Raw genomic sequence first — 25,528 nt, 5'->3', positions numbered from 1 at the left:
CGCGGATGAGGGCGGTGAGGTTGGCCGGTACCGTGCACTACGAGCGGAAGCGGATCGTCGTCGACGGCCGCGCGCGGCTGCTGCTCTCCGGCGAGGTCCACTACTTCCGGCTGCGGCGCGAGGAGTGGCAGGACCGGCTGGACAAGGCGAAGCGGGCCGGGCTGAACACGATCGCTACCTACATCCCGTGGCTGTGGCACGAGCTTCCGGACGCAACGGTCGATGTGGACGGTCGTACCCGGCCGGAACGGGATCTCGGCGCGTTCCTGGACCTGTGCCATGCCAACGACTTCTACGTGATCGCCCGGCCCGGCCCGTTCGTGATGGCCGAGCTCAAGAACGAGGGCCTGCCGTTCCGGCTCTACACCGAGCACCCGGAGGTCGTCCCGTCCGGCTGGGACGGTGCGCCGGCGCCCACGAGGACGGTCGACTACCTCGCGCCGGCCTTCCTGGCCGAGGCCCGGTCCTGGTACCGACAGGTGCTGCCGGTGATCGCGGCGCGGCTGCGCGGCAACGGCGGGCCGGTGATCGCCGTGCAGCTGGACAACGAGGTCGGCATGCTCGCGTGGCTGCACAACAGCCCGGACCTCACCGACGGCCTGCTCGCGGACTTCAACTCCTGGCTCGGCGAGCACGGCCTCGCCGGCCGCTACGCCGGACCGGTGACGCGTTCGGTGAAGGACGAGCACGCCGCCGCGCTGATGCGCGACCTCGGCACGTTCATGCGCCACCGCTTCGCCCGCTACCTCACCGAGCTGCGTGCCTACGCCGAGGAGTCCGGCATCACCGGGGTGCCGTTCGTCGTGAACGTCCACGGCACCGAGGGCGGCCGGGCCGAGACGTTCCCGATCGGCATCAGCCAGCTGATGGAGAGCTACGCCGGCGCGCCCGGGATGATGTCCGGCACCGACCTCTACCTCGGCGAGCTGACCGTCACCAACGCCGCCGACCTGTACCTGGTGAACGCGTTCTGCGAGGCCGTGCACGACGCCGACCAGCCACTCGCGTCGATGGAGTTCGAGGCGGGCACCGGCGACTACGGCTGCGACCTGTCCCGCCAGCACGACCCGTCCGCCGTGGACCTCAAGACGCGGATGTGCCTGGCGCAGGGCAACAAGCTGCTCAACTACTACCTGTTCACCGGTGGCGTGAACCCGCCGCTCGACGTCCCCGCCGGCGACGGCAACGACCGGATCGCGTTCACCGGCGAGCGGCACGGGTTCGCCGCGCCGGTGGACCCGGAGGGCCGGCTCAACCCCGTCTACGAGCCGACGACGCGCGTGCTGCGGGCGGCCCGGGCGCTGGCGCCGCGGCTGGCGGCCATGCGCGAGGAGCACGACGAGGTCGCGGTCGGCTTCGTGCCGGACCTCTACCTGACCGAGTACCACTACCCGGGCTCCGAGTCGGTCCAGCGGGTGCTCGACGACGTGGTGGGCACCCGCGGCGCCGGCCCGCGCGGGATCCTGGCGCGCGCGATGCTGCTCGGCGGCTTCCGGTTCGGCGCGGTGAACCTGCAGGCGGGCGTGCCGTCGGTGCCGGTGCTGGCACTCGCCGGCACCACGCACCTGCCGGCCGCCGTGCAGGCCACCGTGGTCGAGTACCTGCGCGGCGGCGGCCGGCTGCTGCTGGCCGGGCGGGTCCCGGCACTGGACATGACGGGTGAGCCGTGCACCGTGCTGCGGGACGCGCTCGGTCTGAGTCCACTCGGGACGGTTCGCGCCTCGGCGAGGTTCTTCCCGTCGGTCACCGCGCACGGCTGGGCCGCGCCCCGACCGGAGACCCGCACCGGCTTCGCCGAGCTGTACGAGCCGGCCGCCGGCGACGTCGTGCTGCGCGAGCTGTCCACCGGGCACGGCTGCGGGTTCGACATCCAGGTCGGTGCCGGCAACGCGGTCGTGCTGAGCACGGACTACGAGTGCGACCTCGGCCTGTGGCGGGCCGCGTTCGCCGGGCTCGGCGCGACGCCCGCGCTGTCGCACACCGCACCCGTCCCCGGAGTGGTGCTGCTGACCAGCACGGACGACGCGGGCGGCCGGATCATGCACGCGCTCAACACCTCCGGCTACGAGCAGGGGCTGACGATCTCCGAGCACGGCCGGCCACTGCTGGGTGGACAGACACTGCGGCTGCCGGGCCGGCGCGCGCTGATGCTGCCGCTCGACCTGTCGCTCGGCGGGCTGGACGTGGTCCACGCGACGGCGGAGGCGGTCGGCGTCGAGGACGGCGCGGTCACCTTCCGCGCGCTCACGCCGGACGCGATCGTGGCCCTGCGCGGCGACCTCACCTGCGGGGACCCGATGACCGAGGTCCGCCGCCGGGACGGGCTGACCGTGGTCGCGGCACGCAGCCCCGGCGAGTTCACCGTGACCAGGGCGCGCCCCGGGTCCCGCAGCCGATGAGTACCGCCGGTTCGGTTAGCGTGATCGCCATGTTCCAGACCGACACGGCGGCCTTCGTGCGCCGCTTCGCCGAGGCGTGGGCCGAGCCGACCGTCGACGCGCTCGTCGCGCTCACGCACCCGGACGCGACGCTCACCCAGCCGCTCGCCGCGACCGCGCACGGGCACGACAGGCTCGCGAACGTGTTGGACGAGCTGCTCTCCACGATTCCGGACCTACGCGGCGAGCTGGTGAGCTGGGCGCCGGCCGACGAGCACACGGTGTTCGTCGAAATGCGCCTGCACGGCACGTTCGGCCGCCAGCCGATCGAGTGGGTCACGGTGGACAAGATCGTCCTGCGGGAGGGCCTGATCGCCTCCCGCACGGCCAACTTCGACGGACTGCGGCTGCTCGGCTCGCTCGCCCGCCGCCCCCGCGGCTGGCCGGTCTGGCTACGCGCGAAGCTCGACCGCTGACCCGGCCGGAACCCTCGGGAGGTGATCCATCCATTCGGAGTAAATCACTGGTGCATTCGGCGGTCGAGCGTATCTGGCGCGACCCCGGGTGCTCGTTACCAGTAACGCTCTGTTAAGAATTTCGATGAAACCCCAGGGGCTCAGCGAGCATCCAACGAATTGTCAGTGGCGAGTGCTACAACGGACTCGCAACGGGATCTGAAACAGGCACGAGGAAACCACAACCATGTCCACCGCCCGCACCGCGCAACTGCCCGAAGGTCTGAACCACCGAGCCACCTCGATGCTCCGCGCGGTAGTCGCCGGGCGCGCGCAGATCACCTGCAGCAGCGAGCCGGACCTGTTCATCGACAACGTTCCCTGCTGCGACCAGTACACGGCGCACCTGCTCGCGCACGACGGGCTGATCGAGCCCGCGACGCGCGGTGCGGTCGGCGAGCTGGTGCCGGCCCAGGTGACGGCCGCCGGCGAGGCCGCTCTCGCGCCGGCCCCCGCCGCCGCCTAATTCCGCTGGTCTTTTCGGAGCGGGTGTTCCGAGGGTATTTCCACGAGCACTATCCGTAATCCGTCCGGATCCTCGATCCACATTTCGAGCAGACCCCACGGTTCCTTACGGGCCTCGCGCATGATCGGCACATTTCGCGTCTCCAGGTCACGGGTCGTCGCGGCGAGGTCGCGCACCTGCAGCCACAGCACGACGCCCTCCCCCGGCCCGCCGCTCCCGTGCCCGGACACCTCGAGCAGGCCGTTGCCGGTGAAGAACACCGTGCCGCCGGGGAACTCCCGGTACACGGCCAGCCCGAGCGTGTCACGGTAGAAGGCCAGCGACCGGTCCGGATCACGCGGCCGCAGGATGACGCGGCTACTCAGGAACTCCATGCTCCGAGCATCCCGCACGGGCGGCCGCCCACATCGGGTGGTCGCCCCGCCGGCGCCGGGGACACGAGCTCGGCGGCGTCAGGCGCTGTAACCCTTCGGCGGGATGAGCGAGGCCAGCTGGTCGAAGGTCAGCCAGTAGATCTGGTTGCCGCTGAACGACGCGGGGTCGGCGATGAGCACGGTGCGGTCGACGTCGTTGTAGCCGATCACCGTGAAGTAGTGGTAGATCGTCTGGTCGGGCGGGTAGCCGGGCGGCTGGTTGCCGGGCGGGGCGACGATGTTCGCGACGATCGCGTACCCGCTGTCGACGTCGCGCACGATGTCCGACCAGAGCAGGTCCTTCTGCTCCTGTGTGGGCGGGTCGTTGGGCATCTCCCTCGTCTCGTACCAGCCGACGTACCCGCCGAGCACGCCGGTGACCTGGCCGATCCAGTCGGTGCCGCCGGTGTGCGTGCCCAGCTCCGCGGCGAGGTCGGTCTGGCTGCGGTAGACGCCGCGGGCGGACAGCGCGATCCGGGTGGCGGCCGGGCCGCACCAGTACCCGGTCTCCTGGACCTGGTAGTCGACCTCCAGGATGTGGTCGGCGGCAGGGTGTGCGTTGGCCACGGCCGGCGCGGGCAGCGGCTCGGCGGTGGCGGCGGGCACCAGCACCATCGTGGTGGCGGCGACGGCGGCGGCGAGTGGCACAGCGAGTAGACGCAACGGAACTCCCCGAGGTCGTGGTGATCTCTCACCAAACTGTCGCCGTATCCGGTCGGCGGCACCAGAGGGAGCCACTGGCTCACCTGCGCCATAGCGCACATGCGCCAGGACCCGACGAACGGCGCGTTGCCCCGGTCCTACTCCGGTTCCTACGCTTCGCCGGTGCTGGACGCCCTCGACCCGGACAGCGACCAGGGCCGGGTCTACCGGACGCTCACGAGCCGCGGCCGCTGCCGGCCCGAGCAGCTCGCGCGGCACACCGGCCTGCCCGTGACCGCCGTCGACGCAGCGCTGACGGATCTCGCCGCCGCGGACGCCGTGCTGCTGGTCAGCGACGAGGGACACGACGACGCGCAGGTGTGGGAGGCGCGGCCGCCGCACCGGGTGATGTTCGCGGTGCTGCGCCTGGAGGAGGAGCGCCGGGCCGGCCTGTGGCGCGCCGGCGCCGAGCTCGACCGCCTGTACCAGCTGGCCAGGCGCGACGCGCACGGCCCGCCCTGCGTGGAGGTGATCGAGCATCCGCTGGACCTGCTCGCGCTCACCCGCCAGCTCCAGGAGCGGTCCACCGAGCACATCCGCTGGCTGGACCGCCCGCCGTACCACAGCCGGCCGCACGACTTCGCGGCGCAGGAGGACCTGCAGACCCGGCGCATGGCGGCCGGCCTTCGCTACCGGACCGTGTACCACCAGGCCGTGTACGACGACCCGGACCTGTTCGCCGGCATGACCCGGATGGTCGAGCAGGGCGAGGACGCCCGGGTACTCGCCGACCTGCCGGTGAAGCTGATGATCGGCGACGACCACACCGCGCTGCTGGTACCCGAGCCGGACCGGCTCGGCGTCAGCGAGTCGCTGGTCGTGCCCGCGGGCGGGCTGCTGAACGCGTTCGCCGGGGTCTTCGAGACACTGTGGACACTGGGCGTGCCGGTCTCCGGCGACCGTGCCCCACTGTCCGAACAGGACAGAAAGATCCTCACGTTGATGGCGGCGGGGGTGACTGACGACGCGATCGCCCGCCGGCTGCAGCTGTCCCGGCGGACGGTGGTACGTCGGATCGCCGGCCTCCTCGACCGACTCGGCGCGACGACCCGGTTCCAGGCCGGCGTCCAGGCCGCACACCGCGGCTGGCTCTAGGGAATGCTGAGAGACTCCATGGGAAGTCTTGGACCAACCACCGGAACCTCAGGGGACCGTGACGCCACCCAGCCACCATCAACCTACTGTCCGCACCGTTCGCCGGAACGCAACCGCCGCATAAAATTCCGGAGAGGCGGACCGGTCAGGCGACGAACAGGTTCTTGGCGTCCTTCGGGGAGCCGGCGGTGCCGGTGAAGTCGCCCTGTGCGAGGGAGGCGCCCGCCTCGCGCCACCAGTCGAACTGGGCCGCGCTCTCGACACCGCCCACGACCACCGGGATGCCGGCCTCGCGGATGAGCGTGACGAGTTGGCGGGTGGCGCGGGTGAACAGCGCGTCGTCGCCCATGCGGTCGACCCGGGAGACCGCGACGCCCGACATCTTCACCGCGCGCACCGGCAGGTCCTCCAGGCACGCGAGGTCGCCGCGCGTGGTGCCGAACTCGTAGAGCACGACCGGGATGCCGATGTCGACCAGCACGTCGAGGTTGTCCTCGGCCACGCCGTCGGTCATGCACAGCGCCTGCACCGGCATGCCCAGCCGCAGCTGGTCCGGCTCGAGCGACGCGTCGGCGAGCACGCCCCGGACGGTCGAGACGAGGTCCGGGTCGCTCGCCAGCTCCTTGGACAGCTCCACGTACAGCTGCGGCAGTTCGCCGTCGCACCGCTCGGCCCACGAACGCACCTGCGTGCACGCCCGGTTCAGCATCCACCGGCCGACCGGCAGCGCGAGCCCGGTGTCGGCGAGGACCTCCTGGCAGCGCGCGTGATCCAGCGCGCCCTGCACGGCGTGGTCCCAGTGCAGCAGCGCCTGCAGCGCGACGACACCCTTGTCCCGCACCGAAACCAGCGGCTGGTACTCGATCCCGATCTCGCCGTTCTCCCACGCGCCCGGCAGTGACGCGGCGAGCGCGAACCTCGCCGTGTCGCGCTCGTTCGCGTCCAGGTCGACCATTCCCCACTGCCGGCGGCCGGACGACTTGAGCCGCTGCAGCGTGGTGTCGGTGGCGCGCAACACCTCCACCGGCATGGCCTCCGCCGGCGGGCAATGTGCGACGGCGATCGTCGCCGTCGCGGCGATGCCCTCGCCGTCGAGGTAGACCGGCTCCGCGAGCTCGTCGTTGATGCGGGCGGCGATGCTGGAGATGCTGGGCGTGTTCAGCGTGTTCACCAGCAGCACGCCGAACTCGTCGCCGTCGAACCGGGCGATCGTGGCGGTCTCGCCCTCGAACGCCTGGCGCAGCTTGGTCGCGACCGACCGCAGGAGCCGGTCGCCGACATCACGGCCCATGCCGTTGTTGATCGCCCGGAAACCGTCCAGGTCCACATGGAACACGGTCAGCCCGTCGACCCGCTGCTTGCCGCGCAGCGACTCCTCCAACAGGCCCAGGAAGCGGTGCCGGTTCTCCAGCCCGGTGAGGACGTCGTGGGTGGCCTGGAACTGGAGCTGCCCCTCGAGGAAGTGTTTGTCCGACACGTCCTCCGCGGAGGTCACGTAGTAGCGCGGAGTGCCGTCGTGGTCGCGCAGCACCGAGGCGGACAGGAAGACCAGTGCCTCCTCGCCGTCCGCGCGCAGCAGCCGGCGCCGCTCGCGGAACGGCAGCGCGCCCTCCTCGAGCAGCACCTGATAGCGCTGCCGCAGGTACTCGGCGTCGTCCGGGTGGAAGATGTCCTCCAGCCGCTCGGCCTTCAGCCGGCCGCGGCGGTGGGCCAGGAGGTCGGCGAGCGCCCGGTTCGTGCGGATCAGCGCACCGCCCAGGTCGGTGATCGCCATGCCGACCGAGGACGAGGAGAAGATCTCCTCGAACCGTGCCTCACTCGCCTGCAACGCGCGCTCGGCGCTCTCCCGCGCGTGGATGAGGGCGCGCGTGAGGCCCTCCTGCTCGTCGAACAACCGCCGGCGCATGGCCTCGCCGAACCCGCGCGCCATCGCGCTGAGCAGCTGGACGAGCCGGTCCGCGGCCTCGTCCACACCTGCCCGCCCGGACAGCTCCGGCATCCGCCTGCCCAGCACGTCGACCGACTGCTCGACGCACTCGGGACTCGTCAAACCCAGTCCCACCAACCGCTGCGCGACCTCGGCGGCGGGCTCCACGGTGAACGGCACGGCCCGCCACGCACGGACGAGGTCGTCGAGCGCGATCATGAGCTCGCGCTCGATCTCGTCCCGGGACCGCGCTATGTAGATGGTCTGAGCCAGCGCTTCCGCCCACTCATCTACCAGGTCAGACCGATCCACCGGAGCCATCCATTGGCCAAGTCATTTCGAGTCGTCCCTCTCCGGTGACGCCGCCGGTTGACGTTACCAGCGACATCCAAAGGCACTCTGCGCCCAAACGGGCACCGAGTGCCATCGCACGGTCCACTCTAGGTGTTCACAACTGGGCCGTTCGGGTGAACTACGGCGAGTACCGCGGCCTGCTCGCACAGTCGCCTATCTTGATCGGTCAGGACGCGGATTCCCGCTCGTGTCAACGATTCCGCGAGTCTCCTACGATGTGCTCCGGCCGGACCGGCACCCGGGAAAGCGCGATCCCGGTGGCCGCGCGGATCGCGGCGACGATCGCGGGGGTCGAGGACAGCGTCGGCGGCTCGCCGACCCCGCGAAGTCCGTACGGGGCATGGGGATCCGCGCGCTCCAGGACGTCGATCGGCATCGGCGGCATGTCCAGCACGGTCGGGATCAGGTAGTCGGTGAACGAGGGGTTGCGCACCATCCCGTCGACGACCTGGATCTCCTCCATCACGGCGAGCCCGAGCCCCTGCGCGGAGCCGCCCTGGATCTGGCCGAGCACCGCGTCGGGGTTCATCGCGCGGCCGACGTCCTGCGCGCAGGCCAGCTCCACCACCCGCACGAGGCCGAGCTCGACGTCCACGTCGACCACCGCCCGGTGCGCGGCGAACGCGTACTGCACGTGTGCGAAACCCTGTCCCGTCAACGGATCCACTGGCTCGGTCGGCCGGTGCCGCCACTCGACGGTCCGCTCCACGACCTGCCCGCCGAGCACCTCGACGAGGTCCGCCAGCACCTCCTGCGAGTCGGACACGACCTTCCCGCCGGCGAGCCCGACGGCCGCGATGCCCAGCCGGGCGGCGGCCATCGACAGCACCTCGTCGCGCACCTCGCCGCACGCGGCCCGCACCGCGCCACCCGTGACATAGCTCTGCCGCGACGCCGAGCTCGACCCCGAGCTGCCGACGCTCGTGTCGGACGGCTGGATCACCACGCGCTGCACGCCGAGCTCGGTACGGGCGATCTGCGCCTGCAACGTGACGAGCCCCTGGCCGACCTCCGCCGCCGCGGTGTGCACCGACACGACCGGCTCGCCGCCGATCACCTCGAGGCGCACGCGGGCGGTCGAGTAGTCGTCGAAACCCTCGGAGAAGCCGACGTTCTTGATGCCGACGCCGTACCCGACGCCGCGCACCACGCCCTCGCCATGGGTCGTGTTCGACACCCCGCCCGGCAGCTCGCGCAGGTCACGGGCTCCGGCGGGCTCGGGCGGCAGCGGCCTGTCCCGCACGAGCGTGAGCAGCTCCGCGACCGGCGCCGCGGAGTCGACGACCTGGCCGGTCGGCATGACCGAGCCCTGCTCGACGGCGTTGCGGATTCGCACCTCGACCGGGTGCACACCGAGCGCCTCGGCGAGCTTGTCCAGCTGCGACTCGTAGGCGAAGCACGCCTGCACCGCGCCGAACCCACGCATCGCGCCGCATGGCGGGTTGTTGGTGTAGACGCCATAGCAGTCGATGTGCACGTTCGGCACCCGGTAGGGCCCGGCGCCGAGCGTGGCCGCGTTGCCGGCGACCGCCTGGGTCGTCGACGCGTACGCGCCGCCGTCGAGGACGATCTCCGCCCGCACGTACACGAGGTCGCCCTCGCGCGTGGCGCCGTGCTCGTAGCGCAGCACGGCCGGGTGCCGGTGCACGTGGCCGAAGAACGACTCCTCCCGGCCGTAGACGATCTTCACGGGCTTGCCGGTACGCAGCGCCAGCAGGCACGCGTGCACCTGCATCGACAAGTCCTCGCGCGCGCCGAAGGCCCCGCCCACCCCGGCGAGGTGCAGGCGCACCTTCTCCGCGGGCATGCCGAGCGCGTGGGCCACCTGCCGCTGGTCCGCGTGCAGCCACTGGGTGGCGATGAACAGGTCGACGCCGCCGTCCTCGGCCGGCACCGCCATGCCCGACTCCGGCCCGAGGAACGCCTGGTCCTGCATGCCGACCGTGTACTCGCCGCGGACCACCACCTCGGCGGTCGGCTCGGGGTCGCCGCACCGGATCCGCACGTGCCGCACGACGTTGCCGTCCGGGTGGGTCGGGTGCAGCACCGGCGCGTCGGCCCGCATCGCCGCCTCCGCGTCGGTGACCGGCTCGAGCACCTCGTAGTCCACGCGCACGCGCGCGGCCGCCCGGCGCGCGGTCTCCGGGTGGTCGGCGGCCACGATCGCGACCGGCTCTCCCTGGTAGCGCACGACGTTCTCGGCGAGCACGGGCTGGTCCGGGTGCTCGAGCCCGAAGATGTTGACCGGCACGTCCTCGTGGGTCAGCACCGCGTAGACGCCTGGCACGGCGAGCGCCGGCGTGGTGTCGATGCCGCGGATGCGGGCGTGCGGGTGCGGGCTGCGCAGCGTCGCGCCCCACAGCATGTCGTCGGACCACATGTCCGAGGAGTAGGCGAACTCGCCCTTCACCTTGAGCGTGCCATCCGGGCGCACCGGACTGTCGCCGACCACCCCGGTGGTGGACGTGAGCGTCTCCGTACTAGTCATCACTCCACCTCACTCCGCGAGTCCAACACTCCCGACCCGCGAGTCCAACACTCGCGACCCGCGAGTCCAACACTCGGGACGCCCGGAACGTTGGACTCACCGAACCGGAACGTTGGACTCGCGAACCGGAACGGGGGACTCGCGGGGTCATCGGGGGGCCTTCTTCAGCAACGCGGCGCTCGCCGCCCGCAACCCCGCCGCGGTGTCCACTTCGGACACCGTGCGGCAGGCGCCCTCCTCGACCACCGGCCGGCCACCGGCCAGCAGCAGCGCGACCGAGGGCAGCGCACCGAACACCAGCGCGGCCACCGGGTCGGCGATGCCGGCGTGCTCGACGCCGTCGATCCGCCACACCGCGAGGTCCGCGAGCTTGCCCGGCTCGAGCGAGCCCAGCTCGTCCTGCCGGCCGAGGCAGCGCGCGCCGCCCATCGTCGCGAGCCGCAGCGCGTCCCGGGCGGACAGCGACGCGGGCCCGCCGCGCAGCCGGGCGAGGTAGGCCGACTGGCGCAGCTCCACCCCGAGCCCACCGTCCTCATTGGACGCCGCGCCGTCCACGCCGAGACCGACCGGCGCGCCGGCAGCGAGCAGGTCGGCCACTCGCGCGGTGCCCGCACCCAGCCGCGCGTTGGACGTCGGGCAGTGCGCGACGCCGGTGCCGGTCGCGCCGAGCCGGGCCACCGCGCCGTCGGCGAAGTGGATGCCGTGCGCGAGCCACACGTCCTCGCCGAGCCAGCCGGTGCGCTCGGCGTACTCCATCGGCGTGCAGCCGAGCTCGGCGAGGCACTGCTCCTCCTCGTCGACGGTCTCGGCGAGGTGCGTGTGCAGGCGTACGCCCCGCGCCCGGGCCAGCTCCGCGGCCTGCGACATCAGCTCGGTGGTCACCGTGAACGGCGAGCACGGGCCGACCGCGACGCGCACGAACGACTCGCGCGCCGGGTCGTGGTAGCGGTCGATCGCCTCGGCGGTGGCGGCGAGCGCCTCGTCCCCGTCCTCCACGACCGAGTCCGGCGGCAGGCCGCCACGGGACTCACCGCGGTCCATCGAGCCGCGCACCGCGTGCAGCCGGACGCCGACCGCGCCGGCCGCCGCCACGATCGGGGCGAGCAGGTCGCCCGCGCCGCGCGGGAAGACGTAGTGGTGGTCGGCCACGGTGGTGCAGCCGGTCTTCGCCAGCCGCACCAGGCCGGCGAGCGCGGCAGCGTGGGTGATCTCGTCGTCGATGCCGGCCCACACCGGGTACAGCTCGACGAGCCACTCGAACAGCGTCGACTGCTGGGCCAGCCCACGGGTGGCCCACTGGTAGAGATGGTGGTGGGTGTTCACCAAGCCCGGCGTCACCAGGCAGCCGGTGGCGTCGACACGCCGGTCTACGTGCCGGTCGGCCTCGCCGGCCGGTGCGGGGCCGGCGCCGACCGCCTCGATCAGCCCGCCGTCCACGACCACGTGACCGGCCGCGTGCTCGGTGCCGGCCGCGTCCACGGTGGCGATCGCCGCGTTCTCGATGACGATCCTCATGCCCGGCCCTCGGCGTCCGCGCAGACACGGCTCGCGGCGAGCCGGACCGCGTCGAGGATCTTCTCGTACCCCGTGCAGCGGCACAGGTTGCCGGCGAGCGCCTCGCGGATCTCCGCGTCGCTCGCGTCCGGCTTGCGGTGGACGAGCTCGTGCGCGGCGACGACGAGCCCGGGCGTGCAGAACCCGCACTGCACCGCACCGGTCCGGACGAACGCCTCCTGCACCGGGTCGAGGTCCGCCTCGCTCGCCAGCCCCTCGACCGTGCGTACCGAGCGGCCCTCCGCCTGACCGGCCGCGACCAGGCACGCGCACACCGGGGTGCCGTCGAGGTAGACGGTGCAGGAGCCGCACTCCCCCTGCTCGCAGGCATTCTTCGAGCCGGGCAGGCCCAGCCGCTCGCGCAGCACGTACAGCAGGCTCTCGCCCGGCCACACGTCGTCGGCCGTCATCGACTCGCCGTTGACCTCCACGTTCAGCCGCACTAGTGCCCTCCGCCGGGAGTCCGTTGCGTAAGTCGGTGGATCCAGGTTTCTGCTGGCAAGGCACCGATTCGCCCTCGTACTGGACCGTACTCGGGCGAATCGGCAACGCCGCCAGCAGAAAGCTGGGCCAGCGAATTATCTGACAGACTCCCGGCGGAGGGCACTAGGTCCACCTCTCCCGGTCCTGCCAGGCCCAGCTCAGCGTGCGGCGGGCCAGCACGGCCAGCGCGTGGCGCCGGTAGGCCGCGCTGCCGCGCACGTCGTCGATCGGCTGCGCGGCGGCCGCGACCAGCTCGCCGAACTCCCGGGACACGTCCTTCGGCAACGGTTCCGGGCTCTCCCACGCCAGCACCTCGGCCGCGTAGTCCGCCGCCGCCTCGGCCCGCAGCGGGACCGGCCCGGCCGAGCCGATGCCGGTGCCGACGCGGCGGGCGGCGAGGTCGAGCGACAGGCCGAACGAGCACACGGCGATCACCATCGCGTTGCGCGTGCCGACCTTCGCGAACTGCTGCGGCCCGGCCGCCCTCGGCACGGTGACCGCAGTGATCAGCTCGTCCTCGGCGAGCGCGGATCGCTTGGGGCCCAGGAAGAACTCGCCGATCGGGACCGTCCGGGTCCCCCGCGTCGAGGCGACCTCCACGGTGGCCGCCACGGTGAGCAGCGGCGGGTGCGCGTCGCCGGCCGGGGACGCCGAGCCGAGGTTGCCGCCGACCGTGCCGCGGTTGCGGATCTGTGGCGAGCCGACCGTCCGGCTGGCCATCGCGAGGCCGGGCAGGACGTCGGCCAGCTCGGTCTCGATGCGGGTGTAGGGCACCGTGGCACCGAGCCGGACGTGCCCGTTCTCCTCGGTCCACGTGCCGAGCTCGGCCACCCGGCCGAGGTCGAGCAGCGCGGGCGGGCGGCGCTTGTCGAAGTTCAGCTCGACCATGATGTCGGTGCCGCCCGCGATCGGCACCGCGCCGGGCGTCCGCTCCTTCATCGCGAGCGCCTCGTCGAGCGAGGCGGGCCTCAGGAAGTCCATGACATCACCACAGTCACCACCAGGCCAGCCCGGGTTCCGGCGCGTCGTCACGCAGCACGGTGCCCTCGATCAGCCCGTACGGGCGATCCGCCGCGAAGAACACCTCGCCCGGATTGTCCAGCTCGAACGGGCCCAGGTCGACCAGGAAGTGGTGCTTGTTCGGCAGCGACAGGCGAACCTCGACCAGCTCGTCACGGCGGCGCAGCACGCGCTCGCCCATCGCGTGCAGGGTCTGCTGCAACGACCGCGAGTGGGTGTCGGCGAACGCCTCGAGCAGGTGCATGTGCGCGCCGCGGAACGACTCTGCCCAGTTCGAGTCGGTGCCGACGTGGCGCCACCGGGCGGACACGGCCGTGGCGAGGATCCGGTCGTTCGTCTCGGCCAGCGTCGTGTACCGGTCGCGGTGGAAGCCGTGAAACTCCGAGCCGGTCGTGTTGAGCAGCGTGACGTCCTCGACCCCGGACACCACCCAGGCGGACGTGCCGTCGTAGGTGACCGTGGCCGTCCGGGTGCCGGCGGCCCGGGCGAACGAGTGGTGCGCGGGCCGCGGATCCTCGGGCCAGCCGACCGTGAGGCGCTCCCAGCGGTACATCTCCAGGTGCACCCGGGCGCGTGTGATCGTCGGCGTGCCGTCGACGAAGTGGCGGGCGAGCCGCAGCCCGAACTCCTCGGGCTCGCCGACCCCGTCGCGGGCGAACGCGTAGACGGTGTTCTTCTGCGTGTCGGTGGGCAGCACGCCGGAGTTGTCGCCGGTCAGATGTGTCGCCGCGAGGTCGCCGGCGAGTGAGGTGCTGACGTTGAGGTCGGTGATCGAGTGCTGGCCGTCCCCGCGGTCCACCCGAACGAGGCGCGTCTCCGCCTTGCCGTACTGGTTGGCCCCGAGCTTGATCTCCATCAACTCCCCCGGTAGGTCGAGTAGCCGAACGGGCTGAGCAGCAGCGGCACGTGGTAGTGCTCGGCCGGGTCCGCGATCCGGAAGGCCACCACGACCTCCGGGTAGAACGCGTCCGGGCCCAGGTAGTCCCCGGTGCCGAACACGAGCCGGTACACGCCGGGCGCCTCGACGCCCCAGCCGGTGATCCGCCCGTCGGCGTCGGTGCAGCCGTCGTCGACGTGCTGCCAGCGGCCCGCGCCGCGGGCCTCGAGCCGCACGGGCACGTCCGCCGCGGGCCGCCCGACGCCCGTGTCGAGCACATGGGTGGACAAACTCACGATGTGAAAGCCTTCCCGAGTCGCAGGTCCACGATCTTGGTGAGCTCCGCGCGCACCACGTCCCGCTCGGTCGCGGGGTCGTTGCCGAGCCGCTCACGCATCGCACGCAGCATCGCCTCACCGGACAGGCCGGTCGCGCAGATCAGGAACACGTGCCCGAACCGCTCCTCGTAGGCGACGTTGCCGGCGACGAGGTCCTCCTGGGTCCGCTCGCTCGCCCCGGCGGCCCCCGCCTGCTCGGCCCGCGACCAGGCGGCCTCCTGGCCCGCCCCGGCCGCGCGCTCCCCGATTCGCGGGTGTGCCGCGAGCGCCTCCCCGATGTCGGCCCAGCTCAGCTCGTCGAGCACGGCGTGCGAAACCCGCCGCAGGCCGGCGAGGTCGCGGTAGGGCCGGCGGGCGAGCAGCTCGTCGGCCCAGCGCCGAGACGCGCAGCAGGCGAGCAGCTCGCGCTCGGCCTCCGCGGCCTCGGCGACGTTGAGCCGGTCGAGCGGGGTTACGTCGGGCATCCCCGGAACTCTACTGACCGGACCCGGCCGGCGAGAGCCTGGAAGGACGCCATACTGACGTTCGACGTCCGGAAGGCGTCCATCCACGCACTCCACCACCCGATGAGGTGAGCCGATTGGTCCAGGCCGGGCGCATCGACCGCGACCGGGTAGCCGCGATCCTCGACGAGCGGATCGACTGGCGGTTCAAGGGACTTCCGACCACTGCGCAGGGCATGACCATCGGTGCCGCCCGCGAGGCCGGGCTGCGCCTGTCCGGGTTCCTGCCGCCGCTGCTGGTGCTGGACGCGGAGGCGCTCGAGCACAACCTCGCCGCGATGGCCGAGTTCTGCGCCACCCACGGGTTCGCGTTCGCGCCGCACGGCAAGACCACCATGGCGCCGCAGCTCTACGCCCGGCAGTTCGACCACGGCGCGTGGGGCCAGACCGCCGCGAACGCGAGCCAACTGCGGGTCTACCGCGCGTTCGGGGTGAGCCCGGTGATCCTCGCCAACGAGCTCGTCGACCCGGCTTCGCTGGCCTGGCTCGCCGGCGAGCTCGACCGCGACCCCGGCTTCCGGTGCTGCTGCTGGGTCGACTCGACGCGCGGGGTGGACCTGATGACCGAGGGCCTGCGCGGGGTCTCCCGGCCCGTCGACGTGCTGGTCGAGGTCGGCACCGCGCACGGGCGGACCGGCGTGCGTGACCTCGCCACCGGGATCGAGGTGGCCGAGGCGGTGTCGGCGTCGCCCGCGCTGCGGCTCGTGGGCGTGGGCGGCTACGAGGGCGCGGTCACGTACGAGGCCACGCCCGAGGCGCTCGCCGCGGTGCACGGCTACCTCACCGACCTGCGCGCGCTCGTGCTCGAACTGGCCGCGCGGGGGCACTTCGACGGCGTGGCCGAGGTGCTCGTGACCGCCGGCGGCAGCGCGCACTTCGACCAGGTCGCCGACGTGCTCGGCGCGGCGTGGCCGGACGGGCTGCCGGTGCTGCCCGTGCTGCGCAGCGGGGCCTACGTCACGCACGACTCGGGCATCTACGACCGTGTCTCCCCGCTGGGTGCCCACCCGCGCACCGGCGGGCCCACGCTGCGGCCGGCGCTGCGCGCGTGGGCGCAGGTGGTGTCGACCCCGGAGCCCGGCCTCGCGCTGCTGACCGCCGGGAAGCGGGACCTGCCCTACGACATCGAGCCGCCGATCCCCCAGGTGCTCCGCCGCGACGGGGTGACCCGGCCGCTCGACGCCACCGTGACCCGCCTGAACGACCAGCACGCGTACCTCACCTTCGAGGACACCGGCGGGGTGCGCGTCGGCGACTGGGTCGGGCTCGGCGTGTCCCACCCGTGCACCGCGTTCGACAAGTGGCAGCTGCTCCCCGTCGTCGGCCCGGACGGGGAGACCGTGGTCGACCTGATCCGCACCTACTTCTGATGGCCGGCCGCTGATGTCGGGCCTCTCCTTCCGGGGCGCGACGGTGGTCGACGGCACGGGCGCGCCCGGCTACCGCGCGGACGTGCTCGTCCGGGACGGACAGGTCGCGGCGATCGGGTCGGGCCTCGGCGGTGACCGGGTGGTCGACGCCGCGGGGCTCGTGCTTGCCCCCGGGTTCATCGACCTGCACGCGCACTCCGACATCCAGATCCTGGCGCGGCCCGACCACCTGGCGAAGGTGTCGCAGGGCGTGACGCTGGAGGTGCTCGGCCAGGACGGCCTGTCCTACGCGCCGGTCGACGACTCCACTATGGACACTCTGCGGGGCCAGCTCGCCGGCTGGAACGACGACCCACCCGGCTTCGCGTGGGACTGGCGCACCGTCGGCGAGTACCTCGACCGGCTCGACAGCGGCATCGCGTGCAACGCCGCGTACCTGGTGCCACAGGGCACGATCCGGATGCTCGCGGTGGGCTGGTCCGACCGGCCGGCGACGGAGTCCGAGCTGGACGCGATGCGCGCGCTCGTGGCGACCGGGCTGGCCGAGGGAGCGCTCGGCATGTCCTCCGGGCTGACCTACGCGCCGGGCATGTACGCCTCGACCGACGAGCTGGTGGCGTTGTGCGAGGTGGTCGCGGCGGGCGGTGGGTACTACAGCCCGCACCACCGCAGCTACGGGGCGGGCGCGCTGGCGGCGTACGCGGAGATGGTGGACGTGTCGCGGCGCTCGGGCTGCCCGCTGCACCTGGCACACGCCACGATGAACTACCCGGTCAACGCCGGCCGCGCCGGTGAGCTGCTGGCCGTGCTGGACGAGGCGACCGCCGGGGGCGTGGACGTCACGCTCGACAGCTACCCGTACCTGCCGGCCGCCACCTACCTGTCCGCGCTCCTGCCGAGCTGGGCGGCCGAGGGCGGTCCGGACGCGACGGTTACCCGTCTGTCCGATGTGGACGTTCGGGAGCGGGTTCGGGTCGATCTGGAGGAGCGCGGCTCGGACGGCAACCACGGTGTGCCGGTGGACTGGGCGAATGTCGAGATCAACGGCGTGCGCCTCGAGTCGCACCAGGGACTGGTCGGGCACAGCGTCGCCGAGTCCGCCCGCCGCGCGGGCCGGCCGCCGGCGGAGCTGTACTTCGACGTACTGGTCGCGGAGCGGCTCGGCACGTCGTGCCTGCTGCACGCCGGCGACGAGGACAACGTGCGGGCGATCATGCGCCATCCCGCGCACACCGGCGGCAGCGACGGCCTGCTGGTCGGCGCGCGCCCCCACCCGCGCGCGTGGGGAACGTTTCCGCGCTACCTCGGCCACTACGTGCGCGAGCTCGGCGTGCTCGGCCTGGAGGACTGCGTGGCGCACCTGACCGGCCGGGCCGCGCGGCGGCTGCGCCTCGCCGACCGCGGCCTGGTCCGCCCCGGGTACGCCGCCGACCTGGTCCTGTTCGACCCGGCCACGGTGGCCGACCGGGCAACGTACCCCGACCCGCGGCGGCCCGCGTCCGGTATCCCGTACGTTCTCGTCAACGGCGTGCCGGTGATCGACGACCACCGGCACACGGGAGCACTGCCCGGTCACTCGATCCGCGGTACGAGGGGGAACCATGGACCTGCTCGCTGAGCTGACCACCCGCCGGGCGCTGTGCGTCATCCGGGCGCCCGCGATCCCCGACCCCGTGGGCCTGGCCACGACGCTGGTCGAGGCGGGCCTCCCGATGGTCGAGTTCGCCTTCACCACGCCGGGCGCGCCCGCCCTGATGCTGCGTGCGTCCACAGTAGACGGACTGCTGCTGGGCGCCGGCACCGTGCTGACCGCCGCCGACGCGCGGGACGCGATCGCGGTCGGCGCGCGGTTCCTGCTGACGCCGGGACTGCGCCCGGAGGTCGTGGCGGAGGCGCGGCGCCAGAACGTGCCCGTGCTGCTGGGCGCGATGACCCCCACCGAGGTGGGGTCCGCGATCGACCTCGGCGCGACCGCGGTGAGGGTCTTTCCCGCGGCCCGGCTGGGCCCGGCCTACTTCGGCGATTTGCACGGCCCGTACCCGGGCACCCCGCTGGTCGCCACGGGCGGCATCACGACGGCGAACGCGGCGGACTACCTCGCGGCGGGCGCGCTCGCGGTGACCGCGGGCAGCGGCGTCCTGGGCCCGGAGCTCGCCACGGAGTCCCGCCTCACCGAGGTGGCCAAGCGAGCGCGGGAGTTCGTCGCCGCGGTCGACACCGTGCGATGACCGGTCCGGTTCCGGAAACCTGCCCGCTTCCGGACGAGAATTGGTTTAGACCTTGTGCGGAGTGCGGTCGAGCCCATAGCATCCGGATGCCCTGCCGCGCCGACCGAACCGCACCCGAGCGGTGCGGCAGGTGCCTCGGGCACCGGGAACCGCACGGGACGGATGCCGTCAGAGTCGGTATGAGTCGACGTGGCCGGCGCGGTGCGCTCACCGCGGGCATCGCCCTCGTGCTCACCGCACTCACGGTGAGTACGAGTTGTTCCGCCTCGCAAGGAGGAGAGGACACCGAGCCGGTCGCGGTACGGGAGGATCTCGCGTACTCGTGGCCGGCTCGCGGCGACCTGGCCGGCGACCGGGACTTCGTCACGGCGGCCGCCGAACGGCTCGACGACCCGAAACCACACCTGTTGTGGGCGGGCACGGACGTTCATCCGGACTCTGCCGGGCGGAGCATCGCCCTTTTCGTCGCAGACTCTCCCAAGTCGAAGAGTGGAGCCGACATCCAGATGGCTCACCTGCTCCAGGAGGTAACGCGGGACCGCGACGGCCGCTGGAGCACAGACGTCGGCGAACCGTTCGGGGATGAGCATGCGGCCATCCGGATCCCGGCCGGGCTGGCGAAGGGCTGGGCCGAGGGCGCGGAACGGCAGTTCCTGCTGCTACGCCACAAAGTGGGCCTCGTGTACCCGGTCACGCCCGCCATCGACGAGACCTGCCCGATCGTCGACGGTGTCGCCGTGTGTCCGGAAGGACTGCTCGCCTTCGGTGAAGGCAGTCCGGACGAGTACGCGCATCCCGCGCTGAGTGATCCACTACGCCGGTGGAGCGGAACCGCGGAACAGCTCGGCTCGCTCGTCGACGCCGTTCGGTACACCGGCGACCAGCCGGTCACCACGGCGGTGACCGACGCCCGGGGCCGGCTGCTGCTCGGGCCCGGACAACACCTGTACACCGTCACCCTGTCGCTGGGAAACCACGTTCTGGGTCGGTTCCGGCTGCCCGACGGGCGCGGCGGTGTCCTCGTCTTCATCCGGATCGTGGCGGTGACCGACGACGGATCGATCGAGCCGGGCGCGTGGACCTTGGCCTGGGTTCCCGACGACGGATCCCCCGCCGTGTTCGGCGAGAACAGCCAAGGCAGTGCTCCCGACGGGGGTCGAGGGATCGCGGCGGCCATACCACGCGCACTGTGGCGCCCGCTGATCATGGCGACGGCCGAGCACGACCGCACGCTGCGCACCCGGCCACGGTTGCCGGTCGTCGGCAACGAGATCATCGCCGAGCGGGGCGCGAAACCGGCCACCGGCTATCGCGTGACGGTGTTCGCCGGCGCGGCGCCGGTGACCGTCGAGTACGTCGACAGCGCCGGCAAGGTCGCCTTCACGAAGAGGATCGAGACTGCTCGGTGACCACGAGCCGCCGTGACCGGGTGGACCCGACCACGGCGGCACGGACACGCAAAGCGGCCGCTCGAGGCGGCTACTCGAAGGTCTCGCCCTTCTCCGCCTTCTCGACGAGCGAGGCCGGCGGCAGGAAGTGGTCACCGTAGCGCTCGGCGAGCTCGCGGGCCCGCGCCACGAAGCCGGGCAGGCCACCGTCGTACCCGTTGATGTACTGGATCACGCCACCGGTCCACGGCGGGAAGCCGATGCCCATGATCGACCCGATGTTGGCGTCCGGCACCGACCGCAGCACGCCCTCGTCGAAGCACTTCACGGTCTCGAGCGCCTCGGCGAAGAGCATCCGCTCCTTCATGTCCTCGAAGGGGATCTCGTGGCCCGGCTCGGTGCTGTGTTCATCTGTCGTCCTCCGGCCGAAGTGCTCCAGCAGTCCTGGCCACAACCGGGTCCGCTTGCCGTCCTCGCCGTACTCGTAGAAGCCGGCGCCGGCCGAGCGGCCCTTCCGGTCGAACTCCTCGACCATCCGGTCGATCAGCGGCTCCGACGCGTGCACGACCCACGTGCCGCCCGCCGCCTCGACGCCCGCCTTGGTCTCCCGGCGGATCTTCTGCGGGAGGGTCAGCGTCAGCTCGTCCATGAGCTGCAGCGGCGGCGCCGGGTAGCCGGCCTGCGAGCCCGCCTGCTCCACCGACGCCGGGTGCACGCCCTCGGCGACCATGGCGATCGCCTCGTTGATGAACGTACCGATCACCCGGCTGGTGAAGAAGCCCCGCGAGTCGTTGACCACGATCGGCGTCTTCTTGATCTGCTGGGCGACGTCGAACGCCCTGGCCAGCGCCGCGTCGCTGGTCCGCTCGCCGACGATGATCTCCAGCAGCGGCATCTTGTCCACCGGCGAGAAGAAGTGCAGGCCGATGAAGTCCTCCTGCCGCCGCACGCCCTCGGCGAGGCTCGTGATCGGCAGCGTCGAAGTGTTCGAGCCGAGCAGCGCGTCCGGCGCGACGACGTCCTCGATCTCCGCGAACACCTTGTGCTTGAGCTCGGGGCTCTCGAACACCGCCTCGATCACGAGATCACAGCCGGCGAGGTCCTCGGCCTGGTCCGTGGGGTGGATGCGGGCGAGGGTCTCGTCGGCCTTCTCCCGCGTGGTCTTCCCACGCGAGACGGCCTTCTCGAAGAGCTTGACCGAGTAGTCCTTGCCCTTCGCGGCCGCCTCGGCGGAGACGTCCTTGAGCACGACCTCCATGCCACCGCGGGCGCACACGTAGGCGATGCCCGCGCCCATCATGCCGGCGCCGAGCACGCCGACCTTGCGGGCGGCGTACTTCTCGAAGCCGTCCGGCCGCGAGCCACCGGAGTTGATGTGCTGCAGGTCGAAGAAGAACGCCTTGATCATGTTCTTCGCGACCTGACCGGAGAGCAGCTCGACCAGGTACCGGGACTCGATCACCAGCGCGGTGTCGATGTCGACCTGCGCGCCCTCGACCGCCGCGGCCAGGATCGCCCGCGGGGCCGGCATGTTCGCGCCCTTGAGCTGTTTGCGCAGGTTCGCCGGGAACGCCGGCAGGTTGGCCGCGAACCTCGGGTTCGACGGCGACCCGCCCGGGATCTTGTATCCCTCGGCGTCCCACGGCTGCACCGCCGTCGGGTTGGCCTTGATCCACTCCTTGGCCTTCGGCAGCAGCTCGTCCACAGTGGACACGAGTTCGTGCACGAGGCCGATCTCGAGTGCCTTGGCCGGCTTGTGCCGCTGGCCCTGCAGCAGCACGTTCAGCAGCGCGTTCTGGAGGCCCAGCAGCCGCACGGTGCGGGTGACGCCGCCACCGCCGGGCAGCAGGCCGAGGGTGACCTCGGGCAGGCCGATCTGCGAGCCCTTGACGTCCGCGGCGATCCGGTGGTGGCACGCGAGCGCGATCTCCAGGCCACCGCCGAGCGCGGCGCCGTTGATCGCGGCCACGACCGGCTTGCCCAGCGTCTCCAGCTTGCGCAGCTGCGCCTTGATGCCGGAGATGAACTCGAAGCCGTCCTTGGCGTCCTCGGGCTTCGCCTCGATCATGTCCTTGAGGTCGCCGCCCGCGAAGAACGTCTTCTTGGCGGAGGTGATCACCACGCCGGTGATGGCGTCCTTCTCCGCCTCCAGCCGGCCCACGGCCGCCGCCATCGACTCCGCGTACGCGCGGTTCATCGTGTTCGCCGACTGGCTCGGGTCGTCCATCGTCAGCACGACGATCCCGTCCGCGTCCCGCTCCCAGCGGATGGTGTTGGTATCAGTCATTGAGGTGTCGTTTCCTTCAGTGTTGATGGTTCGACCCTGCAAGCAGGTCTCACACGCGCTCGATGAGGGTCGCGACGCCCATGCCGCCGCCGATGCACAGGGTCACCAGGGCGCGGCGGGCCTCGCGGCGCTCCAGTTCGTCGACCATCGTGCCGAGGATCATCGCGCCGGTGGCACCGAGCGGGTGACCCATGGCGATCGCGCCGCCGTTGACGTTCAGCTTGTCGCTGGGGATGTTCAGCTTCCGCTGGTAGTTCAGCACGACCGAGGCGAAGGCCTCGTTCAGCTCGAACAGGTCGATGTCCTCGACGGTCAGCCCGGCGCGCGCGAGCAGCTTCTCGGTGGCCGGGATCGGGCCGGTGAGCATGATCGTGGAGTCGGCACCGGAGGTCGCGGTGGCCACGATGCGCGCCCGCGGGGTCAGCCCCATCGCGGTGCCGGCCTCCTCGCTCGCCACCAGCACGAGCCCGGCGCCGTCGACGATGCCGGACGAGTTGCCGGCCGAGTGCACGTGGTCGATCTTCTCCACGTGGTGGTATTTCTGCAGCGCCACCGCGTCGAAGCCGCCCATGTCACCGATCGCGGCGAACGAGGCCGGCAGCGCGCCCAGGGTCTCCACAGTGGACTCGGGCCGCATGTGCTCGTCGTGGTCCAGGATCGTGAGCCCGTTCTGGTCGACCACCGGGATGACCGACTTCGCGAAGTAGCCGTTGCTCCACGCCCTGGCCGCCCGCTGCTGGGACTGGACGGCGTAGGTGTCGACGTCCTCGCGGGAGAAGCCCTCGATCGTGGCGATCAGGTCGGCCCCGACGCCCTGCGGCACGAAGTAGGTGTCGTACGCGGTGGCCGGGTCCATCGCCCAGGCGCCGCCGTCGGAGCCCATGGCCACCCGGGACATCGACTCGACGCCGCCGCCGACGACGACCTCGTCCCAGCCGGCGCGCACCTTCTGCGCGGCGATGTTGACCGCCTCGAGACCCGAGGCGCAGAAGCGGTTGAGCTGGACGCCGCCGACGGTGTCGGGCAGGCCGGCCGCGATCGCGGCGGTCTTGGCGATGTCGCTGCCCTGGTCGCCGATCGGCGTCACGACGCCGAGCAGCAGATCGGACACCCGGTCTGCGTCCAGGGTGGGGTTGCGTTTGAGCAACTCGTCGATGAGTCCCACGACGAGCGAGATCGGCTTTGTTCCATGCAGTGATCCGGTCTTCTTGCCGCGACCGCGCGGCGTCCGGATCGCGTCGTAGACGAAGGCTTCGGTAGGCACGCTCAGGGTCCTCTCGAGTGCTAATCCTCATTAACATCGTGGCACCGGATCCGCCGTTGTCAATGACCGGGTGGTGTAGCCCACGCCACCAGGTCATCTGTCTAATCGCCATTCACTTACGAGCCTGCATTGGCTGATTGCCAACAGCTTTGACCTGGTTTACCGTCGCTAGTGACGCTTCACGTAAGGAGGACGCGTGACGGTCCGGCGGCTGCGCAACCGGAAGGCTCAACTGGCCGACGCGGCCGCGGAGCTGTTCCGCAAGCACGGCTACCACCAGGTGAGCGTCCACGACATCGCCGCCGCCGCGGGGGTCACCGGGCCCGCGGTGTACCGGCACTTCCGCGGCAAGCAGGACATCCTCGCGCATGTTCTGCTGTCGGGCATGGACGTGTTCGGCCTGGTCACCGAGGAGGCCCTGGCCGAGCCCGGCAGCCCCGCCGAGCAGCTCGACGGGCTGCTGCGCGCGGTCGCCGCCCTGGCCGTGGACCGGCGCGAGGTCACCGCGCTCTGGCGCTGGGAGGGCCGGCACCTGGACCGGGCCGACCAGGCCAAGATCCGCCACCGGGGCGGCGAGCTGATGGCCCAGTGGGGCATCGCGCTGCGCGACGCCCGCCCGGAGCTGTCGACGGCCGACGCCGAGCTGCTGTGCTGGGCGGCGCTGTCGGTGTTCGGCAGCGTGTCGGTGCACCACGTGAGCCTGCCGCGGCGCCGGTTCGAGGCCTGCCTGTCCGAGCTGGCGGCCGCCGTGCTGGCGTGGGGCCCACCCACCGGCGGCCCCGCCGAGCCGGCGCCGCCGCGCCCGGCCGCGACCACCTCCGTGAGCGGGAGCGAGGGAGCGTTCGCCGGCTGGACTGACGAGCAGCGCAGTCGTGAGGAACGAACGACGAGCAGCGCAGGAGGGACGCCGGCGAGTCAGCGACCGAGCGCAGCGAACCGACTAGCACCGTCGCGCCGCGAGGAGCTGCTGTCCGCGGCCACCCGGCTGTTCGGCGACCGCGGCTTCCACGCGGTGAGCATGGAGGACATCGGCGCGGCGGCGGGGATCGCGGGACCGAGCATCTACCGCTACTTCCCCGGCAAGTCGGCGATCCTGGTCGCCGCCGGATACCGGATGGCCGACCGGCTCGCCCGCAGCGCCGACACCGCGATCGGCGAGGGGGGCGACCCCCGCGACCGGCTGACCCGGCTCGTGTCGTCCTATGTGGACATCCTGCTGGCGTCGGAAAGCCTGATGGCGACGTTCGTGAGCGAGCTGGACAACCTGCCCGACCCGGACCGCAAGGAGCTCGTGCGCGTGCAGCGGTCCTATGTGGCCCAGTGGACCGGGCAGCTGCGCACCCTCGCCCCCGAGCTGTCCGAACCGGAGGCGCGGATCACCGTGCACGCCGCGCTGACGATCGTCAACGACCTCGCCCGAACGCCGCGGATCGCGGCCCGACCAGGAATCGCCGCCGAGCTGGCCGAGCTCGCGGTGACCGTGCTGGAGGCCAGGAAGTAGGTGCGTCATGTCCGCCACGCCGACCGACGTCATCGACAGGTGGTTGCTCAACAAGAGGTGGACGCCCCGGGACCTCTCCGCGCCGCCGGCGGGCAGTGACCTCCGGCCGGTCAGCGGCGACCGCGGGCTGCCGCTGCTGGGCCACAGCCTGGAGATGCTCCGGCTCGGCGTCCGGTACGGGCTGCGGCGCTACGAGACCCACGGCCCCATCTCCTGGGTGCGGGCATTCGGCATCACGGTCGTGTCCGCGGCCGGGCCCGAGGCGGCGCAGGTCGTGCTGGCGAACAAGGACAAGGCGTACTCCCAGCAGGGCTGGACCTACTTCATCGGCCCGTTCTTCAACCGCGGCCTGATGCTGCTGGACTTCGACGAGCACC

Annotated in this window: 21 protein-coding genes and 1 pseudogene; 10 read left to right on the top strand and 12 right to left on the bottom strand. The window is 72.0% G+C overall.

The genetic code is table 11. The annotated features are described in order from the left end of the window. Nucleotides 1–14: 14 nt before the first annotated feature. The 3 genes from ACRDTB_RS22680 to ACRDTB_RS22670 all read left to right on the top strand — a co-directional run bounded on the left by ACRDTB_RS22680 (nt 15) and on the right by ACRDTB_RS22670 (nt 3,359). Nucleotides 15–2,399 (top strand): beta-galactosidase, encoded by a 2,385-nt coding sequence (locus tag ACRDTB_RS22680; protein WP_431433311.1) that lies wholly within the window; start codon nt 15–17, stop codon nt 2,397–2,399. A gap of 29 nt (nt 2,400–2,428) precedes the next feature. Next, nucleotides 2,429–2,854: a nuclear transport factor 2 family protein gene (locus ACRDTB_RS22675; protein ID WP_431433309.1), complete on the top strand. Its 426-nt coding sequence runs from the start codon at nt 2,429–2,431 to the stop codon at nt 2,852–2,854. A 226-nt stretch (nt 2,855–3,080) separates the two neighbouring features. Continuing rightward, nucleotides 3,081–3,359 (top strand): hypothetical protein, encoded by a 279-nt coding sequence (locus tag ACRDTB_RS22670; protein ID WP_431433307.1) that lies wholly within the window; start codon nt 3,081–3,083, stop codon nt 3,357–3,359. On the opposite strand, the gene ACRDTB_RS22665 is transcribed toward ACRDTB_RS22670, so the two are convergent. Both ACRDTB_RS22665 and ACRDTB_RS22660 read right to left on the bottom strand, forming a co-directional pair. Further along, nucleotides 3,356–3,733 (bottom strand): VOC family protein, encoded by a 378-nt coding sequence (locus ACRDTB_RS22665; RefSeq protein ID WP_431433305.1) that lies wholly within the window; start codon nt 3,731–3,733, stop codon nt 3,356–3,358. The two genes, ACRDTB_RS22670 and ACRDTB_RS22665, sit on opposite strands and share 4 nt — an antisense overlap. 78 nt (nt 3,734–3,811) lie before the next feature. Beyond that, entirely contained in the window at nt 3,812–4,435 is a 624-nt protein-coding gene (locus tag ACRDTB_RS22660) for a C39 family peptidase (RefSeq protein ID WP_431433304.1), read from the bottom strand. 99 nt (nt 4,436–4,534) lie between these two features. Here ACRDTB_RS22660 and ACRDTB_RS22655 point away from each other — a divergent pair, with 99 nt between their 5' ends. Then, the gene (locus tag ACRDTB_RS22655) at nt 4,535–5,569 is read left to right on the top strand and encodes a LuxR C-terminal-related transcriptional regulator (RefSeq protein ID WP_431433302.1); all 1,035 of its coding nucleotides are present in this window, start codon (nt 4,535–4,537) and stop codon (nt 5,567–5,569) included. 145 nt (nt 5,570–5,714) lie between these two features. On the opposite strand, the gene ACRDTB_RS22650 is transcribed toward ACRDTB_RS22655, so the two are convergent. The 8 genes from ACRDTB_RS22650 to uraD form a co-directional block, all read right to left on the bottom strand. Then, nucleotides 5,715–7,808: an EAL domain-containing protein gene (locus ACRDTB_RS22650; protein WP_431433300.1), complete on the bottom strand. Its 2,094-nt coding sequence runs from the start codon at nt 7,806–7,808 to the stop codon at nt 5,715–5,717. Between the two features lie 232 nt (nt 7,809–8,040). Then, nucleotides 8,041–10,338, bottom strand: coding sequence for a xanthine dehydrogenase subunit D (gene pucD / locus ACRDTB_RS22645; protein WP_431433298.1), 2,298 nt, complete (start codon nt 10,336–10,338; stop codon nt 8,041–8,043). A gap of 147 nt (nt 10,339–10,485) precedes the next feature. Continuing rightward, entirely contained in the window at nt 10,486–11,853 is a 1,368-nt protein-coding gene (locus tag ACRDTB_RS22640; RefSeq protein WP_431433297.1) for an 8-oxoguanine deaminase, read from the bottom strand. Next, the gene (locus tag ACRDTB_RS22635; RefSeq protein WP_431433295.1) at nt 11,850–12,335 is read right to left on the bottom strand and encodes a (2Fe-2S)-binding protein; all 486 of its coding nucleotides are present in this window, start codon (nt 12,333–12,335) and stop codon (nt 11,850–11,852) included. Before ACRDTB_RS22635 ends, ACRDTB_RS22640 begins: the two co-directional genes overlap by 4 nt. Nucleotides 12,336–12,498: 163 nt before the next feature. Continuing rightward, the gene (locus ACRDTB_RS22630; RefSeq protein WP_431433294.1) at nt 12,499–13,356 is read right to left on the bottom strand and encodes an FAD binding domain-containing protein; all 858 of its coding nucleotides are present in this window, start codon (nt 13,354–13,356) and stop codon (nt 12,499–12,501) included. Between the two features lie 13 nt (nt 13,357–13,369). Beyond that, nucleotides 13,370–14,251: a factor-independent urate hydroxylase gene (pucL, locus tag ACRDTB_RS22625; RefSeq protein WP_431433292.1), complete on the bottom strand. Its 882-nt coding sequence runs from the start codon at nt 14,249–14,251 to the stop codon at nt 13,370–13,372. Continuing rightward, nucleotides 14,251–14,568 (bottom strand): hydroxyisourate hydrolase, encoded by a 318-nt coding sequence (gene uraH / locus ACRDTB_RS22620; protein WP_431433290.1) that lies wholly within the window; start codon nt 14,566–14,568, stop codon nt 14,251–14,253. The genes pucL and uraH overlap by 1 nt, the downstream gene beginning before the upstream one ends. Next, entirely contained in the window at nt 14,565–15,074 is a 510-nt protein-coding gene (uraD, locus tag ACRDTB_RS22615; protein ID WP_431433288.1) for a 2-oxo-4-hydroxy-4-carboxy-5-ureidoimidazoline decarboxylase, read from the bottom strand. The genes uraH and uraD overlap by 4 nt, the downstream gene beginning before the upstream one ends. 116 nt (nt 15,075–15,190) lie before the next feature. Between uraD and ACRDTB_RS22610 the strand changes: the two genes are divergently transcribed. From ACRDTB_RS22610 to ACRDTB_RS22595, 4 genes are all read left to right on the top strand, one after another. After that, the gene (locus ACRDTB_RS22610; RefSeq protein ID WP_431433323.1) at nt 15,191–16,483 is read left to right on the top strand and encodes an amino acid deaminase; all 1,293 of its coding nucleotides are present in this window, start codon (nt 15,191–15,193) and stop codon (nt 16,481–16,483) included. 13 nt (nt 16,484–16,496) lie between these two features. After that, nucleotides 16,497–18,101, top strand: coding sequence for an N-acyl-D-amino-acid deacylase family protein (locus ACRDTB_RS22605; protein ID WP_431433286.1), 1,605 nt, complete (start codon nt 16,497–16,499; stop codon nt 18,099–18,101). After that, entirely contained in the window at nt 18,085–18,711 is a 627-nt protein-coding gene (locus ACRDTB_RS22600) for a bifunctional 4-hydroxy-2-oxoglutarate aldolase/2-dehydro-3-deoxy-phosphogluconate aldolase (protein WP_431433284.1), read from the top strand. The genes ACRDTB_RS22605 and ACRDTB_RS22600 overlap by 17 nt, the downstream gene beginning before the upstream one ends. 179 nt (nt 18,712–18,890) lie before the next feature. After that, entirely contained in the window at nt 18,891–20,120 is a 1,230-nt protein-coding gene (locus ACRDTB_RS22595) for a hypothetical protein (RefSeq protein ID WP_431433283.1), read from the top strand. Between the two features lie 70 nt (nt 20,121–20,190). Here ACRDTB_RS22595 and ACRDTB_RS22590 read toward each other — a convergent pair whose 3' ends face one another. Beyond that, nucleotides 20,191–22,386, bottom strand: a complete 2,196-nt coding sequence (locus ACRDTB_RS22590; RefSeq protein ID WP_431433281.1) for a 3-hydroxyacyl-CoA dehydrogenase NAD-binding domain-containing protein — start codon at nt 22,384–22,386, stop codon at nt 20,191–20,193. Between the two features lie 49 nt (nt 22,387–22,435). Next, nucleotides 22,436–23,650 (bottom strand): acetyl-CoA C-acetyltransferase, encoded by a 1,215-nt coding sequence (locus tag ACRDTB_RS22585; protein ID WP_431433279.1) that lies wholly within the window; start codon nt 23,648–23,650, stop codon nt 22,436–22,438. 196 nt (nt 23,651–23,846) lie between these two features. On the opposite strand from ACRDTB_RS22585, the gene ACRDTB_RS22580 reads away from it, so the two are divergent. Both ACRDTB_RS22580 and ACRDTB_RS22575 read left to right on the top strand, forming a co-directional pair. Beyond that, on the top strand, nt 23,847–25,151 hold the full coding sequence (locus ACRDTB_RS22580) for a TetR/AcrR family transcriptional regulator (RefSeq protein ID WP_431433277.1): 1,305 nt from the start codon (nt 23,847–23,849) through the stop codon (nt 25,149–25,151). Between the two features lie 7 nt (nt 25,152–25,158). Then, a pseudogene (locus ACRDTB_RS22575) lies at nt 25,159–25,528 on the top strand (cytochrome P450); the annotation flags it as partial.

The organism is Actinophytocola sp. (genome assembly GCF_050699935.1).
Lineage (GTDB): Bacteria > Actinomycetota > Actinomycetes > Mycobacteriales > Pseudonocardiaceae > Actinophytocola.
Note: the sequence above shows the minus strand (reverse complement) of the source record. Positions and strands in the feature narration are given on the sequence as shown.

Excerpts from the sequence above, each read along its gene's own strand:
- ACRDTB_RS22605 (WP_431433286.1), top strand. The coding sequence starts at position 16,497 with ATGTCGGGCCTCTCCTTCCGGGGCGCGACGGTGGTCGACGGCACGGGC.
- uraD (WP_431433288.1), bottom strand. The coding sequence starts at position 15,074 with ATGCCCGACGTAACCCCGCTCGACCGGCTCAACGTCGCCGAGGCCGCG.
- ACRDTB_RS22630 (WP_431433294.1), bottom strand. The coding sequence starts at position 13,356 with ATGGACTTCCTGAGGCCCGCCTCGCTCGACGAGGCGCTCGCGATGAAG.
- ACRDTB_RS22670 (WP_431433307.1), top strand. The coding sequence starts at position 3,081 with ATGTCCACCGCCCGCACCGCGCAACTGCCCGAAGGTCTGAACCACCGA.
- ACRDTB_RS22640 (WP_431433297.1), bottom strand. The coding sequence starts at position 11,853 with ATGAGGATCGTCATCGAGAACGCGGCGATCGCCACCGTGGACGCGGCC.
- ACRDTB_RS22665 (WP_431433305.1), bottom strand. The coding sequence starts at position 3,733 with ATGGAGTTCCTGAGTAGCCGCGTCATCCTGCGGCCGCGTGATCCGGAC.
- pucD (WP_431433298.1), bottom strand. The coding sequence starts at position 10,338 with ATGACTAGTACGGAGACGCTCACGTCCACCACCGGGGTGGTCGGCGAC.
- pucL (WP_431433292.1), bottom strand. The coding sequence starts at position 14,251 with ATGGAGATCAAGCTCGGGGCCAACCAGTACGGCAAGGCGGAGACGCGC.
- ACRDTB_RS22655 (WP_431433302.1), top strand. The coding sequence starts at position 4,535 with ATGCGCCAGGACCCGACGAACGGCGCGTTGCCCCGGTCCTACTCCGGT.
- ACRDTB_RS22675 (WP_431433309.1), top strand. The coding sequence starts at position 2,429 with ATGTTCCAGACCGACACGGCGGCCTTCGTGCGCCGCTTCGCCGAGGCG.
- ACRDTB_RS22590 (WP_431433281.1), bottom strand. The coding sequence starts at position 22,386 with ATGACTGATACCAACACCATCCGCTGGGAGCGGGACGCGGACGGGATC.
- ACRDTB_RS22600 (WP_431433284.1), top strand. The coding sequence starts at position 18,085 with ATGGACCTGCTCGCTGAGCTGACCACCCGCCGGGCGCTGTGCGTCATC.
- ACRDTB_RS22595 (WP_431433283.1), top strand. The coding sequence starts at position 18,891 with ATGAGTCGACGTGGCCGGCGCGGTGCGCTCACCGCGGGCATCGCCCTC.